The sequence below is a fragment of the Janthinobacterium sp. TPC_1 genome (assembly GCF_056037845.1).
The window spans coordinates 1,422,805-1,440,903 of record NZ_CP195157.1; the positions used below are offsets into that span (position 1 = coordinate 1,422,805).

Consider the following 18,099-nt stretch of genomic DNA (forward strand, 5'->3'; position numbering starts at 1 on the left):
CGTCAGTAGCTGGCCGACAGGTTGAAATTGATGCGGCGCACGTGTTTGTGCGTGCGCGGGCCCTCGCGCAGCGGATACGAAAAGTCGATGCGGCCATTCAGGTAGCGCAGGAACTGGAAGCTGCTGCCCACGCCCACGGAGGCCAGGCCGAACAGGTCTTTCTGCTCGATCATCGGATCGCGCAGGCGCAGGCGCGCGCCATCGGCAAACGCATACAGGCGCCAGTTTTCCAGACGGCTGAAATACGTCAGCTGGGGCGTGCGCCATTCGACGGTGCCGGACACGCCGTAGTCGCCCGTCGCCTCGGCCGACAGGTAGCCGCGCACGGAGTTGGCGCCGCCGGCGGCCATCTGCTCGCCCGATACGAGTGCCGCATCGGCCAGCTGGCCCGACATGCGCCCGTGCAGCTGCGCGCCGCTGCCCAGGGTGTAGGTGGCATTGGCGTCGCCCTTCAGCACGAGGAAGCTGGGCGAGGCCTTGTAGCGCTTGTTGTCATAGGCGGCGCTGTCGCTGCCGTAGCCGAATGAAGCGCGCGTGCCGGCCACCAGCGACAGGCCCAGGCCGTAGGTTGCCGCCTCCGTCTGCGCAAAGCCGTTGTACGACACGCTCAGGGGCACGTACTTGAGCGGAATATTGCTGCCCGTGCCATTGAGCTTGAGCGCTTCCTGGTTATCCTTGAAGTCGATGCCGGCGGAAAAGCTGTGCCACCAGATGCCGCTGTTGGGCACCGTATAGTTGACTTTCATGCCCGCGCATGGCCCTTGCCCAGCACGCTGGTGCCGCCCGTGCTGGCCACGTTGCTGTTCGACTGGTAGCCGGTCGCTTCCACGCTCCAGCCCTGCGTGCCGATCGGCGCCACGTACGAGGCGGACCACACCTTGGTCTGGTTCAGGTCGCCCGGCGTGCCGAAAAAGCTGATGGTGGCGCTATGCCCGAGCTGCCACAGGTTGTCGTGGCCAATCGACATGCTGGTACGCAATTTCTTCGTATCGGCGCTGTAATCGTTGTTCAAGCCCACGCTGGCGCGCCACGGGCTGCTGTCGTCGACTTTCAAATCCACGTCCATGGTGCCGGGCAGGCTGCCTTGCTTCACCAGCGGCATCACCTGGCGCTTGGGACCGCGGTTCAGGGCCGTCAGTTCCACTTGCGCCTGGGTAAAGTCAGGCACCTTGCCTTCCGTCAAGGCCGGCACTTGCTGGCGCACATCGAGCGGCGAGTTGTATTGCGCGCCGACCACGCGCAGGCGGCCCACCTTGGTTTCGCTCACCTGCAGCACCACCACGCCCTGCTCCACCTGCTGCTCCGGCAAGTCCACGTAGACGGACTGGTAGCCCCGGGCTTGATATGCCGCAACGAGGGCGTCGCGCGCCCCTTCCACGTCCTTCAAAGTGCGGCCCGGCCCCAGGAAGGGCGTGACCGCCTCTTCGATGGCACGCGCATCGAGCACGGTATTGCCGCGCACCAGGTATTCCTCGATCGTCACTTGCCGTTCCGGCGCGGCCACAGGAGCGGCCGCCGGGACGGCGTCCTGCGCGCGCGCCATGCCGGGCAGCGCCAGCATGGCCAGGCACAGCATCGTCAAGGCGGTCGCAGGCGCCGCTGGCGGCACGCCCCTGCCCTTGGTTGTCATTTCACGCATCTTCCATTCACCTTAAAATCAAACGGTTGCCCTGTGTTGCGGCGCTGGGCCGGCGTATTGTTTGTTGCTAATGCTGATCTACTGATGCCTAGACAGCCGCCGCGCGCGACGACTGCCGAATGTCATCAAATGTTCATAAAACTCCGCTCAAGGCTGTAAACCGCGCCGTTCGTTCGGCGTGAGCGCCTGCAGCTGCGGCGCCGTCAACGGCCCCGCCCCCAGCACCTGCACCACGCCGGCCGGCTGGTAGCTGGACGCCTGCGGTTCGCCGCCCGTGTGCTTGCCAACACCGGCTTCGTCCGCCTGCTCGTTGCCAAAACCCAACACTTTCACCGTGAACAGCGACGGCTGCGCCTGGCGCGTGGCGGCCCGTTCGCGCTGCAGCACGTCCTGCGCCGCCGTCACGGCTTGCGAGGCGGCCGCGCTGGCATTGCTGAGCGCACCCACGTTCACCGAAGCGATGGTCGGGATGCCCGTCGACTTGCCCTGCACCTGGATGTTTTCCGCATTCACCACCTGCAAGGCGGCCAGGTTGACGTTGCCCGAGACGCGGATGCCCGCCTCGCCCGCGTCGATGCTGCCCAGCGGGGCGATCAGGTCGATGTCGCCGGGCGGCACCTCCGGGATCGGGTTCAGGGTGGCGATGCCGGCGCCCGTGTTCGGCGTGGTCGGCGACAAGGTCACCATGCCGATGTCGTCGTAGACCCGGCGCTGCGGCGCAAACACCACGGTGGACTTGGAGCCGCGCCCCGCATTGATGTCGCCCTGCGCCGACCAGGCCAGGATGTTGCCGCCGAACGTGGTGAAGATGCGGCTCTGGCCCAGCAGGATGCTGTCCCGGGCGTAGATCTGGATTTCACCGGCGCCCTGCGTCAGCACGCCCGAGCCTTCGCCCGGCACGAAGCCGCCATCGACGCCGACCAGGGTCCGTCCGCCCGGCGTCAGGATGTCGATGTTGCCGCCGAAATCGGTGTGGATGCCGGCATCGGCCAGGTCGAACACCGGCGCGTGGGTGTCGCCCAAACGCACATACTGCTCACGCGTCAGGTAATTGACGCCCTTGCGCGGCCGCTTGGTGCTGCCGCCTGAGGCGCCGTCCAGATAGTAGGTGGCGCCGCTGAACATGGTCAGGTCGCCCGCATAGGTCACGGGCTTGCCCTGCGCATCCTTGCTCGGGAACAAGGTGGCGATGGCTTCGCGACCGCGCAGGTAGCTGCCTTCGCGCACGCCGCCCGCTGCCGTGTACTCGCGCCCGCCAGCCTTGAGTTCGGCGAAATACACGTTGCGCAGGAAGACGCGCTGCTGTTCGGCCGGCAAGGCCGCGAAAAATTTGCGCGCGTCCATGCTGCCGGCATCGAAGGTCAGCCCCGCGCCGTTTCGCTGTCCGGCGCCGTAGCGGGTTTCCAGCCAGTTGACCAGGTGCAACTGGCTCGACAGGCCGTATTCGCGCTGCAGGTCGCGCCTGGCGCCGCCGCTGGCGCTGGCCTGGAGAGACTTGTCGAGCTCGCCTTGGCGCGCCGCCAGGAAGGCGGGCGCGCCCGCCGCGTCGCCGCTGTAGCCAAATTCCGCGCGCAACCAGTCTGCCAGGCCCAGGCGGCCGCCATACGTTGGCCACCGCCTTGCCGGGCTGGTCGGCCAGCGGCTTGCCTGGATCGATCAGGTTGGCAGCGTCGAGATAGCGCGCGGCAAAGGCGTCATAGTTGGGGCCATGCGCCCCGACCCCGGCCGCCACCGCGATGCTGGCGCCGCTGCTGCGGTCGCCAGCCGTGATATGCGTCACCGCGCCGATACTCTTCAGCTCGGCCTTGTCGGCCATGTCGATATCGCGCCCGGCCGTCACTTCCAGCGTGCCCGGACCGCCCACGTAGAACGTGCCATAGCGGATGTCGCGGCCGGCACGCACGACCGATACCTCGTCCGGATTGTTGTGCAGTATCAAATTGCCGCGCGCCGAACCGACAAAGTTTTCCGTCGGCCGCAGCGGCAGCGACGGATTGGCGTACGCTATCTCCGACGTCCAGCCCAGCAATCCCTGTGGCGTGGCTTCGACCAGCCCCAGCGCCGTGCCGGCGTTGACGATGTCGCGGCCGGCACGGATATCGACGGGACCGGCGCCCCTCGTACCAGGTACTGTGGCTGGCCGCATTGCCGCCGCCGCGCGTGATGATGGAACCGGTGCGCAGGCCGATGATGTCGCCTGCCAGCGCGTAGTAGCGCGCCGGCAGCTGGTCTTGCACCGCGTAGCCCGAGGCGGTGGGCGGCGTCAGCGTGAACAGCGGATAACGCTGCGGTGAAGCGCCCGCTTCGCGCGACGCGAACAGCACGCTGGGCGCCTGTGCCTCCTGGTTGACGTTATGCGTGTACATGTCGCCATACGCGGTGGTGCCGGAAACGCCCGCGAAACCGGGATTGAATGGGCTCGGCAGCGCGGTCGGATCGGCGCCCGACGCCGTCACGGTATAGGCGCCGGCGTAGATCGAATCGGCGGCCAGCAATTCCAGCTGCCCCGGCGTGCGGCGGGTGAAATGCGCATTGACCGGCGATGGTGCCAGCAGCAGGCCGGTGGCCGGCCGCGCCGGCGCATTGGTGCTGGTGTCCATATCCCTCGCCCCTTGGGCGGAGTTGCCGACATACAGGCTGCCGCTGGCGGCCACGGCGCGCAATTGCGACGGCATCACGAAACGCCCGCCGCTGGAAGCCTGATTGCCGCTGGCGCGGTCGTCGCTCCAGGCCGTGGACGGCGTCAGGTTGCCGCCCGCGCTGAACAGGTCGATGGCGGTCGACGGCGTCCACAGCGAGAACCAGCTGTAGCCTTCGCCGTCCTGCGCCACGCCCTTCGCGGTGAACGGCGTGCCGTTGTTGATCTGGGTGACGCGGCCGGCGTCGCCCACGCCGCCCAGCACCAGGTCGCCGCGCGCATCGATGCGCACGCCGGAGTCGCCCGGCACCACCACCGGCCCGCCGCCCGCGATGGACGAGGTGGCCGTGTAGACCTGATAGGCGCGCGACTCCTGGCTGTCGCCCATGTCGAAGCGCAGCTCGATGCCGCCCACCGATCCCGCCTCCATGCGCAAGGCGCCGCGCAGGTTGACGAAGGTGCTATTGAGGTCGCCACGCGTGCCGGAAAAACGGGTATCCGGCGTGATCTCGCCGATCGTGTCGGCAAACGAGCGCACCTCGGCCACCGGATTGAGGCCGCCGCCAATGCGCACGTCGAGATCGCCGCCGCCGGTGAGCGTAAGCACGGAACCGTCGGCCGATACCCGGCCGGTGCTGGCCACCGCCAGGTTCAGGCCCTGGCTGCGCGAGACGAATTTCGCGCCTGGATCGGTACGCGGCGACAACATACCGGCGGCCCTGCCCGCCTCGAGTACCAGGTTGCCGCCGCCCAGGGTGCCGATGCCGGTAAAGCCGGTCATCACGGGCTGGGTCTCGTACAGGAAGTTCGTGCCAAGACCGCCAGCGACATAACTGCCAAAGTTGATCCACCAGGCGGTGGGCACGCCATCGCCCTGGGCGACCGCGCTGCCGGTGCCCTGGCGCCACAGCCAGGTGCCGACGGCGCTGCTGTCCTGCTGCGGACGCAAATAGCCCACATCGTCGGGACGACGCTCCGTGGTGTAGCCGCCACCCACCAGGTCGCCGGTGACGTCGCCCTGCGCGCGCACCAGCACGTTGCCGCCATGCTCGGGATACCAGGCCTGGTACAGGCTTTGCGCGCCACCGTCGACGTAGGGCTTGAAGGCGTCGCCATCGGGGCCGAGGATGGAGCCCTTGCGATCGGCCGCGCGCGGCAGCCGGTAAGCCGCCGCCACGTTGGCCGCCTGGGTACCGGCCGTGTACACGCCGTACGGCGAATTCTGGCTGAAGTTGCCGCCGGCAAGGAGGTCGAGGTCGCCCGTGCCCGTGCGCAGCACGCTGAACAGCTGTTGCCGCGCAGGCAGGGCTACCATCGGGAAACTGGCGCCTTCGGGCAGCCAGGTCACCAGATCGCCCACATCCGGGCCGAAATTGTTGTATTCCAGCAAGGCTTCCACGCTAGTAAATTCGGCGAGATTAACCAGCGTGCCGGGAGGATAGCCGAACATCTCCGAGTTGCCCATCCAGTAGAAATTGCCCGCCACGCCGTCGATCGGCGGCGCCGCCACCTTCGGCAGACTGAGCCCCAGGACCGCGCCGTAGTGGTGGTCGGCCAGCAGCAGACTGCGGTTGTCGCCCATGGGGCGCAGCGCGCGGCTATCGGCCGCCTGCATATCGGCACCGGCCACCAGGCGCATCGACCACGACTGCGAACCGCTGGCCAGCATCGGCGCCAGCGCCCAGTTGCGGCCCTGGTTGCCGTCGGCATCGGCCGGACGCAGGGCCACCGAATCGGCGCCGCCAGGCAGCCGCACCCAGGTTTCGCTCGGCACCAGCGCGCCCTTGCGCAGCTGCAGTTCGCCGGCCAGCGCCACGCCATTGGCAGGCGTATCGGGGGTGCCATCGCCATCGTAGTCGGGGCTCGGCGTGTCCCTGACCGCGCCCACCGGGTACGGCAGCGGTACGCCGCCGGGCCAGGTCATGGCCGCCACGGACATTCCCACGGGCAAGCGGGTGCCGGCATCGAGCCGCGTGCCGCTGCCCAGCGTGACGGCCTTCGCCAGCACGGTGCCCGCCGCATACACGATATCGCCGGCGGCATTGCGCACGGCGCCGCCCAGCACCGTGCCGGCCGGCAATTCCACGGCGGCAGTCAGGGTGGCTTGCGACGGCAGCGCCGTGCCCGCCCGCAAGCTCATCGGTTTCATCGGCAGGTCGTAGTTCAGGGTGCGGCCGGACTGGAAGAAGGTGTCGTCGGCCAGCGTGACCAGCTGGCCATGCGGCACGATGACGTCGGCGCCGAACGGCACCCGGCCCTTGGCCAGCATCCAGCCCTTGTCGTCCGGCGTGACCGGCAAGGCCTTGCCATCGAAGCCGTCATTGATGCTGCCGAAGACGTTCAGGTTGCCGCCGGCGCGCAGCACCAGCGCGCCCGCTTCGCCGGAGCCGGCCACGCCGGTCTTCTGCGTGTGCGGATTGACGCTGGCGTAGCGGTGGCCCGACAGGTCGATGTCGCCATCGACATGCAGGTCGCCGTCCGGCGTGGCGCTGAGGATGGCCACGCCCGGACGCAGGTGGAAGGCGTCCCGGTAGTTGCGCAGGCCGGACAGGCGGCCGTTCATCAGCCCGTCATTCGCCAGGGCGCCCGTCATGAAAGCCACGCTATCGTCGTGCTTGCGGTCCAGGTAAGCCTGGTCGATGACCTGGTAAGGGCGGCCGTCCGCCGTCGTTTCCGTGCCCGGGCGGGCGTCCGTGTACGACCAGAAACCGTTGACCGTGATGGCGCGGGCGCCGTCGATGGCCAGCGGACCGGCCGCATCGATGGCGACGTCGTTGCCGGTGGCGCCGCCGAGGCGCCGGGCGTTCAGTTCCAGCGTGCCCAGCGAGGCGATGCGCTCGGCCTTGCCGGCCGTGCCGGCGCGCAAGTCCATGCGCGCGCCGGTATCGAGCACCAGGCGGCCGCTGCCGGCATCGATGTCGATCACGGCGCGGTTGGGCGCCTCGATCACCTGGCCGTAGCTGTCGACCCGCAGCACGCTGCCGTGGGCGTCGAGCAGCGCGCTGCCGGCCACGCTGACGCCGTCGCGCGCGGCCAGGCGGATGCTGCCCACCTGCTCGCCGCTGGCGTCGACGGTGCCGTTGACGGCCAGACGGCCGCCATCCACCGAAACCGTGATTTCGCGCGCCTTCAATTCATTCTCCAGCACCAGGTCGCCCTGCTTGAGCTGGAAGCTGCGGCTGCCGAACACGCCGCCCTTGCTCAGGCGCTGGTTCAAGCCCTTGAAATCCTCGATATGCTGGCCGCGCACGTCGAGGCCGCCCGCCGCGAACGGCACGTCGGTGCCGCCCGCGTCGTAGTGGCCGCTGCTGCCGCCGGTGATGCTGCCCAGCAACGCCACGCTGCCCGCCTGCGCGTCCAGCGCGGTGGCGGTGAGCTTGCCGGCGCGGTTGGAGACAGCCGAGAAATCGATGCTGGACGCGGCCGCCTGGCGCACGTCGCCGTGGCGGCTGTCGAGCACCACGTCGCCGCCCCCCAGCTGTACTTGGGCACGCCGTTGAAATCGATCTTGCGGCCGGCCAGGTCGAGCCGGGCACCGTCGCCCAGCACCACGTCTTGCTCAGCAGACACGCTGAGCTTGCCGCTTGGCAACAGCACGGCCGTGTCGAGCGTCACGCTGCGCCCGTCCAGCGCCACTTCGGCGCCCAGTGCGCCGGCCAGCGCGGCCGCATCCGGGGCGGTGGCGGCCGCGCCGGACGGCCTGGCGACATGGATGTCGCCGCCCGCCTTGATCTTGTTGACGGAGCCGGCGGCGCCCGTGAGCAGCGCCGTGTTCAGCGCCAGGTTGCCGCCGCTGCGCAGATAGCCCTTGCTGGCCGTATCCCAGCCGCTTTGCGACTGGTACACCGACAGCGAACCCGTATGGTTGGCGGTGATGCGCTCGCTGGCATTGATGGCGACATCGGCAAAGCCGAGGATCAGGCGGTCCATGCCGTGAATGGTGTCGGGCCGGCTGTTCGGACCATAGCCGAACTCGACCTGGCGGGCGTCGACCTGCAGGCGTCCGCTGCCGCCGCCGGCACCGCCGCTGGCGACCAGGCCGGGCGCCGTCGTGGCGCCGTTCCATACCAGCACATCGGTCTTGATGCGCGCCACGGCGTCGCTGCCGCCGGCGCCGTAGATCGCCGGGGTGCCGATCACCAGCCGTTCCAGCGACGATTTTCCCGTGCTCGCGTTGATGGTCGACAATTCGACGCTGTCATAGAAATTGATGGCGTCGCGCGCCGTCAGCGCCAGGCTTTCCAGCGCCGGCGCGCCCGCGCTGGCGTCGCCGCGCAGCAGGCGGTCGAGGATGCCCTGGTTCAGGGTCAGTCCGGCCGGCAACGCGTCGCGCGCAGCCATGGCGGCCAGCGACGCTTCGCTGCCCACATTGATGCCGCCCACGGCCAGCACCAGGTTGCGCGTGCCGTAGGTGGTGGCGTCGCGCAGGTTGAAGCTCTGGTCGGTGGCGGCGACAATGCTGCCTTCCGAATACAGCGGCGTGCTGCCGCTGCACACGGCGCCCGCCGCGCAGGCGCCGATGTCGATGCGGCCCGGTCCGGATCGCGGATCGGTACTCACGCCGGGCGCCAGCATGTCCAGCCGGCCATTCGACACGGCCAGCACGCTGGACTTGCCCGGCGCATACACATAGCCGTTGCCCGAATCCCAGGCGGCGGCGCCACGGCCCAGGGTATTGATGCCGCCCCCCTGCTCGATGACGATGCCGCCTGCCTTGCTATTGGTCACCAGGAACACTTCGCCAGCCTTGAGCACGGCGCCGTCGCGCACCACGATGTTATCGACGCCGCCCTGGAACTGGGCGATATTGGCTTGCTGGTTGCCGTTGGTGCTGCTGTAGTTGACGGTAGGCAAACCGCCGATGCCCAGGCGCGGGGCGCCGATGGCGTTCAGGGCGTCGACCCGCACCGCCATGCCCTTGAAGTCGACGGTGGGCGCGCTGGCGCCGCCGATGATTTCGTAGTTCTTGCCGGAGCCGCCCAGCAGCAGCGCGCTGCCGCCGAAACCGTCCTTGCCTGGCGTGTAGTTGGTCGTGCCGGCAAAGCGCAGCGCATCTTGCATCACGCCCGTGCCGCCAGCACCCGCATTGGACTGCACCAGTTCAATGTGCAGCGCCTTGGCGTCGCGTTCGAGCAGCGGCCGCGGCACGCCGTCGCGCACCGCCTGCGCCAGCGCGAATGCGCCGTAGCTCGTTTCATTGTATTGCGAATAGCTGCGCAGCACGTCGGCCGGCGTCAATACCGCCTGCGATGGCAGCGCCGCGCGCCGGTCGGTATTGCTGGTGCCCAGCTGCACTGCGGTGGCAAACGAGCCGTTGCGCATGGCCGTGGCCGACCCGACGGGCAAGCCGCCGGCGGCCAGGCCGTTCAATTCCACCCGGAACGCGCCGGGCAGCAGCGCAAAGCTCGACGGCAGCAAGGTATAGGTGCCGGCGGCCAGGCCCGGCACGCCGGCGCCGATGGTGATCTGCGCCCCAGCGCCGGATCGCCGGCGCCATTCTCGGCCACGATGGGCGCATACCCCGGCTGCGCGCCCGGAACGATGGCGTAGACGGGATTGGTGGCCAGGCCCGGCAGCACGAAGCTGCCTTTGCCGGACGTCTGCACCAGCGGGTTGAGGCGGGCGTCCGTCGAGCCGCCGCGTCCGGCCAGGAAGGCCGCGCCGGTCAGGGTGCCGCCGCCTGACAGGTCAAGCACGGCGCCGGCGCGCACATCGACGTGTTTGCCGGTGAGCACGACGGCCGGGTCATTGCCCACGCCCTTGTACACGACGTCGACGCCGTCCATCATGTAGCTCAGGCCATCGAGCGAGCCGCCGTACGGCATCACCAGGCCGTTGGCGCTGACCGACGTCACGCTGCCAGGCAGCAGATTGGTGTGGCCGGTCACTGCGCCATTCGTATTCTGGCCCAGCGTGATTTTGCCCAGCGGCGCGCGCACCACGCCCCCCTGGTTCACCATGCCGGCACTCAGTTCAAGCGAACCGAACACCGAGTAGGGCAGGGCCGGCAACGGCGCGGCAGGGTCGCCGCTGCGCTCGATGGTCAGCCTGCGGGCCGGATCGAACTCGGTCGCCAATTGCCCGAATTCGTTGATCACGTTACGTTTGCCCACCTCCACCTTGCCGGTAGCGCCGCTCACCGGATAGATTTGCGCGCCCGCCAGGGTCAGATTGCCGGGCGTGTACAGCGCGGCCGCCGTGCGCATGCGGATGTCGCCGCTCGAACGCAGCGCCAGCTCGCCAAAGGCATCGCGCTTGACTTCCAGGTCGGCGGCGGCGTTTTGCCCGATCACGCCGTTGCTGCCGACATTGACGGCATTGGCGAGGTCGATCATCGCGGCATTCAGCGTCAGGCTGGCGTGGTCGTCCACGTTGGGCACGCCCAGCTTGCCGGCGCCGACGCCGCCGTTGCCGGAGCCGCGCACCGGATTGGGCATCAGGTGGTCGTCGCTCTGGGTGCGGCTGGTGCCGGCCAGGCGGATGTAGGGCGCCGCCAGCTTGACTTGCGCGCTGGCGCCGTCGGCATGCCCGGCCAGGGCCAATGCACTGGATGTCAGGCGCAGGCTCTGCCCCAGCGACAGGTCGAGGTTGCCATCAAAACTGATCAAGCCGTTCGACAGCAAGGCCAGGTGGTCGAAGCCGCCGGCGGCCACGCGATCCGCACCGAGGCGGGCCACGCCGTAGCGCAGCGCAGGATCGCTGTCGCCCACCTGCAGGTCGGCGGCCAGGCTGCTTTCGCCCTGCAGGCGCGACAGCACCAGCTCGCGCGGCACGCGCACCGCGTCTTCCACGCCCAGGCCCTTCAAGTCGAGCTTGCCGACGATGCCGTAGTTCGGCGCTTCGAGGTTGAGCGCCAGCGTGCCGCCGGCAGCGCCTGTCCCGCCCGCTGCCGCATGCATGGTGCCGTCAAGCAACAAGCCGCGGAAGGAGCTCAGCGCGATGCTGCCGCCGTCGCTGGCCACCTGCACGCTGCCCTGACCGGGCAAGTCGAGCAAGGCGGCGGCGCCGGACGCTTCCAGGCGCGCGCCGGGGCGCACGATGACAAAGGCGTCGGCCGCCTCGACCTGGGTGGCGTCGAGGTTATGCCTGGCGCCGATCTCGATGGTGCCGCCGGCGCCCACATGGCCATACACGCCGCCCTGGGCGTCGGTGGCGGTGGCCGCCCGTCCGGCCACGTCGAGTACCGCGCGCTCGCCGATCCAGATCGACTGGGCATTGGCGCTGCCGTCTGGACGGTTGATCTCGCCACCGGTGATCAGCATGCCCGGCAACACGGAAATGCGGCCGCCGGCCGCGCTCAGCGTGCCTTCCACGGTGATCTGGCCATTGCCGGTCAGGCTGATGCTCTTGCCGTCATCCACGCGCAGCGTGGCGCCCTGGCCCACCACCAGCGGCGCCTTGGCGCTGCGGGTGCCGGCCGACAGCGCGATATCGGCGCCGGCGCGTTGCTTGAGCACGCCTTTTGCGGCATTTTCCTGCCACAGCGGGGCCAGCCACGGTTGCAGGACGGCGGCGGAATCGGCGCCGGTCGGCAATTGCGCCGCCAGCGCCAGGTCGGCGCGCAGCAAGGGCATGCTGACGTCGATGGTGGCGCCCTGCGCCACCTGCACGCCCTGCTGGCCGTTGATGTTGTAGTGCGCGAAGCCGCGCTGGAACAGCTCGTTGTCCAGCACCAGCAACGGCTTGACCACCAGGTCCTGCGGCGCACGGTTGCCGGCCAGCAAGCGCTCGCCCGCCTGCAAGGTCACATCAAACGCGAACGCGGTACCGGCGGCCACCCTGGCGTTGAAAGCGGGCACCGGCATGCCGTTCGGGAAGGCGTTGGCCGGCACCAGGTAGCCGGAACCGAGCTTGCCGCGCGCGCCCGTGAGCGTGACGCCGGCCGGCACGGTCATGCCGCTGGTGTAGACGATGCCTTTGCTGTCGGTGATGAAGATGAATTCATAGCTGATCGAGGCGGGCGGCACCACCCAGGCGACCGGCAGGGTGTAGGGGCGCGCCGCGCTGAAATCCGGCAAGTCCAGCAAGGGCTGGCCGGCAGGGACCAGGGTACTCACATAGCTGAAGTCGGCATCGAGCACGGTGCCGGCCTTGATGGTGAAGGCTTCCGCCAAGGTCAGGTGCACAGGGACGGACTGGCCTGCAAGCAACACGCCATTGCCGGCCAGCACGCCGCCGCCCAGCGCCACGCCGGTACCGCTGTCGATGGTCAGCGTGCCGCCGCCGTTGACGCCGTAGCCACGCAGTTCGCCATCGAGCACCAGCGTCTCCGACTTGACGCCGTTGGGATCGTTCTGATTCGAGCGCAAGCTGATGTCGCCGCCGCGTCCGCCCTTCAGTTTGCCATCGGCCAGCACGGCCGCGCCCGAGGACGTGTCGATCACGCTGCCGGCCGCCAGGTTGACGGTACCGCTGCTGACCAGCGCCACCGCGCCGCCGTTGACATAGGGCAAGCCGGACGTGTTGCCCGGATCCAGCTTGAGCTGGCTCCACAGGCCGCGCGTGTCGAGCGTCACGCCGGCCGTCACCTCGATGCCCACCTTCGCTCCGGCCGCCGGCGTGGCGACCGGCGTATCGAGCCAGGCGGCGGTGCCGGTGGTCGGCTTGCTGACGATGTCGCCCAGCGCAATGCTGCCGCCGCGCGCCGTCAGCCCGGCGTTGACCTTGACCTGGGGCGCATGCAGCGCGATTTCGCCGCCCGGCGTGACCTGCACCGCCGCATCGACCTCGATGGCGCTGCCGGCGTAGGCCTTGATGCCGCCCAGGTGTTGTGCGTTGAGCCAGCCGGCGTCCAGGTAGGTCTTGCCGACCAGATTCTCGGGCAGCGCGTCTTCGCGCAGGAGATCGCCGGCGCTGGCGCCGCCGGCGCCGATATGGATGGCCTGCAGCAGCGCCGCGGGATTGTCGCGCAGCTGCGCGCTGGCGGCGTCATACACGGGCGCCAGCTGGCCCAGCACCAGCTGGCCGCTGCGGGCGGCGGCCAGTTGCGACTGGCGATAGCCGTCGAGGGTGGCGTCGCGCGCATCCTGCTGACGCTCGCCCTGGAATACGCTCGATTCGATCGCGCCTTCGAGCACGGCCGATGTGGTTCCCACCACTACGCGGCCCGCATCGCGGCCCACGGTATAGCCGTTTTCCAGCCGTTGCTGGGCGCCGATCAGGGGATTGGCGAAATTTTCCGTCGTTTCCGCGCCCCAGCGCTGGTGGTGCGCGGCGTAGCCTTGGTAGACGCCCGTATACAGCACGTCGCCGGGCGCCGTCGACAGCCTGTACAGCTGGCCATCCTTGCCGCTGAGCCAGCTCTGGCGAATCATGCCCGTCTGGACGTCGAAAGTGCCGCCGGACACGTTGAGCTTAGAGCCGGCCTGGGTCACCAGTTCGCCGCCCTGGAAGGCCACCGTGCCGCCCTGCGCCGCCCATTCGCCGATGCCGTGGCCGCTGGTGTTCAGATAGCCGCTCACTTCGAGCAAGCCGCCGCCCGTGTACCAGCGGTCGGTCGGATAACCGTTGGTGCCGGCCGCGACCCGCACCAGGTCGCGCCGGTCGACCCACAGGTCGGTGCTGTTGAGGGCCTTGCTGTCGCGGTTGCCCGGTGCGTCGCGCTGCTCGTTGCCCTGCGCATTGATCAGCACATTGTTCGAAGCCATCGCCACGTTCACGCCGACGGCGCCGGAGACGTCGATGCTGGCGCCGCGCGCCACTTGCGTGCGGCGCGTGGCCAGCGCATTCACCTGGCCGCCGGTGGCCAGGGTCAGCGAACCGGTATCGAAAGCGATGTCACGGCCGGAGGCAATCTGGATCAGCGACAGGTCGCGGCGGTTGTAGGCGCCGTCGCTGGGCAGCGCCGAATCCTTGATGAGCGCGTCGCGCTGCACGTCCAGCGCGGTGGCGCCGCTGTCGTCAAGCAGCACCGTGGTGAGGCTGTCAGGGGCCAGGGTGACCAGGCCTTCGCTGCCGTCGGCCTTCAGGTGCACGGTGCCGCGTGTCGTCACGCTGGTGCTGCTGAGCAACACGCCGGCCTGCTTCACGTCGCGGCCCGTCAGGGTGACGTCGCCGGTCAGCGCCTGCACCAGACCCGCATTCGTCACCTTGCCGGCGCCGCTTTGCGCGTTGAACTTGACGTCGACCTCGTTGCCGCGGGTGCTAGAAGTCTGGTTGGCGTCCGTCCCCAGCCCCTTGCGGATGACGAAGCTGTCGCCGGCGGCCAGCGTGACTTGCCCGTTCGGCGCCGACAGGCTGCCGCCGTTATGCACTTCGCGGCCGGCCAGCAGCACGTAGCCGCCGCCTTCCGTCACCGTCTGCGGCTTGCGCGTGCCGATCTGCGCGCCGGCCTGCACCACCACGTCGGCCGTGGCGTTGGCGTGCGTGACCACGCTGCCGTTGAGCACCAGGTCATTGGCCAGCGTGGGCTTGAAGCCCGAGCCCTGCGTTTCGCTGTAGATGCCCTTGCGGAATTGACTGTCGCTCATGCCCACGGCGGCGGCCACCAGGCTGCGCGTGTCGACCTGGCTGCTGCCCGTAAACACGATGCCGTTGCGGTTGACCAGCATCACCGTGCCGTCGGCCTTGATCTGGCCACGCACCTGGCTGGGACGGGCCAGCGGATCGTTGACGCGGTTGAGTACGGACCAGTTCGCCAACTGGTCAAATTGCAGGGTGGTATTCTGGCCGATATTGAACGTTTCCCAGTTCAGGATCGCCTTGTCGGCCGTCTGCTTGACGGTGACCACGGTCTTGCCGTCGGCCTGCGCCTGCGTGGGGCCATTCGCATTGAACCAGCCGGCCGTCAGGCTGTTGCTGTCGACTTTCAAGCCGCCTTCGGCCAGGCCTTCCGGTACCTTCGAGCCGGCGGCGATGGCCGCCTGGCGCGCCGCCTGCTGGGCCGCCTGCTGCACGGCGATGGCGCGCGCGGCCAGTTGCAGATTGTTCAGCGAACTTTGCAGCTGCGCATTGGCTTTTTGCTGCTGCGCCTGCTTATTGTCCGTCGCGATGATCGGCTGGCCATTCGGCAAGCGTCCCGAACTGGCGGCAGCACCCTGGTTGGCGCCCTTGCCCGCAAACCAGGCGCCGCTGAACGGCTGCTGCGCCTGCGCGCCACCCGCCTGCAGCAGCATGGCGATGGCCAGCGCCAGCGGTTTCAATTGCACCGGGCGACCGCTCCGGTTGCCCGCCATGGCGGAGGAGGATGCGTGTTTCGTGACCGACTTGCTTCGCTGCATGGCGACATTCCCTTTTCATGTTCCGTTGCTGACCGATATCGCGAGGCGGCGCGCACCACGCACGAGGGCGGGCGGCAAGCACTGATTCGCGGCTTCCAGCAGCATTGACAGGGAACAAGGTCCGGGACTGCAAAAGGTCATGAAAATGTCATAATTCGCTGTCAGCCAAACAGCACGATGCCGCCCGGCAGCCGCGTCACGCGCGCGCCGTACGCGTCCTGGATCAGGGCGATCACGTCATCGAGGCGGTCGAGCGAAAAGCTCGCTTGCACGCGCGTCTGTTTCAAGGCGTCGCCATTGAGGATCAGCTTGCCGGGGCGGTAGCGGTTCACCTCGTCCACCACCTCGGCCAAAGTGCTTTGCTTGAACACCAGCAGCCGGTGGCGCCAGGCGCTGACGTCGCTTTTTGCCACCGCGCGGGCGATGCCGAAATGCTCGGGCCGGTAGCTCAGCTGCTGGCCGGCCGCCAGCTCCGCATCGTTGCCGGCCTGCGCCACGCGCAAGCGGCCCGCCAGGCACGTCACGCACACTTCCTGGCCAAACAGGCGGATATTGAAGCGCGCGCTGCCGGCCGACACGCTGCCATCGCCCGCCTGCACGCGCACGCGCGCGCGCCGCGCCGCGCAAGCCGGCCTGGAATTCCGCCTCGCCCGCCAGCAGCACCAGCGACGCGGCGCCGTCCTGCCCCTGCGCCGCATCGAGGCGCGTCTGCGTATTCATCTGCACCAGCACGCCGCCGTCGAGCGCCACTTCGCGCTGCTCGCCCGTGCCCGTGGCATAGTCGGCGGCAAGACCCGCGACGGCCGGCCACAGATCCGTCGGCGGGCGCAGCACCAGCAAGCCCAGCGAGGCCGCCACGGCACCGCCCAGCCAGGCGCGCCGCGCCACATTCACGGGCGCCTGCGCCCGCTTGACGGCGTGCGCGGCGGGCGCCATCGCGCCCCACACGGCGCGCGCCTCGGCAAAGGCATTGGCATGCCGGCGGCTGCGCGCGCACCAGTGGCGAAACACTTGCGCATCGCGCTCGCTGACCTGGCCCGAGGCCAGGCGCACGACCCACGCCTGCGCTTCCTTCTGGATGACACCCATGTCGTCTTCCGCTTGTTCAGTCATGATGTTTAGACGTTTTTCCCGCGCCGGGACCGAAGCGCTGGATGAAATCGCGTCCCATGCGTTCGCAGCAATGTTCGAGGCCGGCGCGCAATTCCTTCTCCACGGTGCGGGCGGAAATGCCGAAGCGCTCGGCGATGTCGCGGTGCGGCAACTGGTCGACGCGGGCGGCGATGACGATGGCGCGCCGGCGTTTCGGCAACTCCTGCAAGGCCCGCTCCAGTTCTTCCAGTTCGGCGCGCGCGCTGAAGGTGCGGGCCGGGTCGGCCAGCTCATCGGCCATCTCGTACAGATCGTCGATATCGGGCAGGCTGAGCAGGCGCGCATTGTCGCGGCGTTGATCTTCCGCAATATTGATGGCGATGCGCATCAAATACGCGGACGGATAGCTGATCGCTTCGGGCGCGTTCATCCGTTCCACGCGCAGATACGTTTCATGCAGCGCGTCATTGGCCAGGTCTTCCGAGCCCAGGCGGCGCTGCAGGTGGCGGCGAAACTGTCCGTAGCGTTCCAGGAACAGCTTGCGCAAGGAGGTCTTGAGTAATTCCGGCATGCTCAGGGCGCCCCGGCCAAGGCGAGATACGGTGCGCAATCGGCGTCCGGGTCGGGCCGCGGCGTCAGCAGGATCGTCAGCGGCTGCGGTAAGCCCGCCGGCGGCGCGCCATCCATCAGCAGGCTGCGCAGGCGCTGCAACACGGCGCGGTCGCGCTGTTCCACGCCGCTCGCTTCGAGCACGTGGACGGCGCGCACCTTGCCCCGCTCGTCGAGCCACAGCTGGAAAGCCAGGCGGTAGCGGCCGAAGGCGTCCGGATGCAGACGGCACAGGGCGCGCGTCAGCGAGCGCTGCAGGATGGCCGCATAGCCTTGCAATGGTGCGGCGGCGGGGGCAGCTTCGGCCGGCGCGGGCGCCGGCGCCACGGGAGCGTCGGCCAGCGCCAGCAAGGTAAACGCATTGCTGCCGCTGAAGCGCGCGCCCAGCTGGGTACCGGCCAGCAGGCGCTGCAGCGCCTCGGCCGGCGTGTAGTCGCCGAGCACGGGCGCCGCCGTGCGCCCCGCCGCCAGCTGGCTGCTGACGAGCACGGAATACCCGGTCACTTCGCCGAACGCCACCAGGGCCGCATCGAGCGGCTGGGCAGGCAAGTCGAAGCGCACGGTGGCCGGCGCGCCCGCATCATTACCGGCCGCGCCCGCCGCCGGCCGCATGAATGTCATGAATGTCATCAGCAAACAAGCGGACAGGGCCAGGGCATTGCCTGTTGCGGTGCGGCGGTGAGTTCGTGTCATTTTCCAGGGGAATCAACGAAAAATCCTGCTCATGAAGTGTCTTGACTGCAATGTTGTCTGCAGAATGGCAAGATGGTAGCTTCGTAAAATGACAACTGCATGACATCGGTCACATAGTTGGCGGGCTGGCGTGTCATCACTGCGACACATGGCTTTGCTATGCTGAACGCTTCCCCACCGCTCCGGGAGCCGCCATGGCACGCCTGTTA

General features: G+C 68.8%; 8 protein-coding genes and 1 pseudogene. All 9 read right to left on the minus strand.

Annotated features, from left to right (window positions below; genetic code table 11):
• Window positions 1-2: 2 nt before the first annotated feature.
• Complete coding sequence (locus ACQVLG_RS06945; protein ID WP_474293593.1) at window positions 3-746, minus strand: ShlB/FhaC/HecB family hemolysin secretion/activation protein; 744 nt, start codon at window positions 744-746, stop codon at window positions 3-5.
• Entirely contained in the window at window positions 743-1,639 is an 897-nt protein-coding gene (locus ACQVLG_RS06950) for a POTRA domain-containing protein (protein WP_474293595.1), read from the minus strand. The genes ACQVLG_RS06945 and ACQVLG_RS06950 overlap by 4 nt, the downstream gene beginning before the upstream one ends.
• A 147-nt stretch (window positions 1,640-1,786) precedes the next feature.
• On the minus strand, window positions 1,787-3,214 hold the full coding sequence (locus ACQVLG_RS06955; protein ID WP_474293597.1) for a filamentous hemagglutinin family protein: 1,428 nt from the start codon (window positions 3,212-3,214) through the stop codon (window positions 1,787-1,789).
• Window positions 3,215-3,333: 119 nt separating this feature from the next.
• The gene (locus ACQVLG_RS06960; RefSeq protein ID WP_474293598.1) at window positions 3,334-7,740 is read right to left on the minus strand and encodes a hypothetical protein; all 4,407 of its coding nucleotides are present in this window, start codon (window positions 7,738-7,740) and stop codon (window positions 3,334-3,336) included.
• 1,903 nt (window positions 7,741-9,643) lie between these two features.
• Window positions 9,644-15,451: a two-partner secretion domain-containing protein gene (locus tag ACQVLG_RS06965; RefSeq protein WP_474293600.1), complete on the minus strand. Its 5,808-nt coding sequence runs from the start codon at window positions 15,449-15,451 to the stop codon at window positions 9,644-9,646.
• A gap of 206 nt (window positions 15,452-15,657) precedes the next feature.
• On the minus strand, window positions 15,658-16,074 hold the full coding sequence (locus ACQVLG_RS06970) for a FecR family protein (RefSeq protein ID WP_474295920.1): 417 nt from the start codon (window positions 16,072-16,074) through the stop codon (window positions 15,658-15,660).
• A gap of 109 nt (window positions 16,075-16,183) precedes the next feature.
• Window positions 16,184-16,609: pseudogene (locus ACQVLG_RS06975) on the minus strand (DUF4880 domain-containing protein); the annotation flags it as partial.
• Window positions 16,602-17,159: an RNA polymerase sigma factor gene (locus ACQVLG_RS06980; protein ID WP_230542042.1), complete on the minus strand. Its 558-nt coding sequence runs from the start codon at window positions 17,157-17,159 to the stop codon at window positions 16,602-16,604. The pseudogene ACQVLG_RS06975 and the gene ACQVLG_RS06980, both read right to left, overlap by 8 nt.
• 2 nt (window positions 17,160-17,161) lie before the next feature.
• Window positions 17,162-17,818, minus strand: coding sequence for a secretin and TonB N-terminal domain-containing protein (locus ACQVLG_RS06985; RefSeq protein WP_474293603.1), 657 nt, complete (start codon window positions 17,816-17,818; stop codon window positions 17,162-17,164).
• Between the last annotated feature and the right edge of the window lie 281 nt (window positions 17,819-18,099).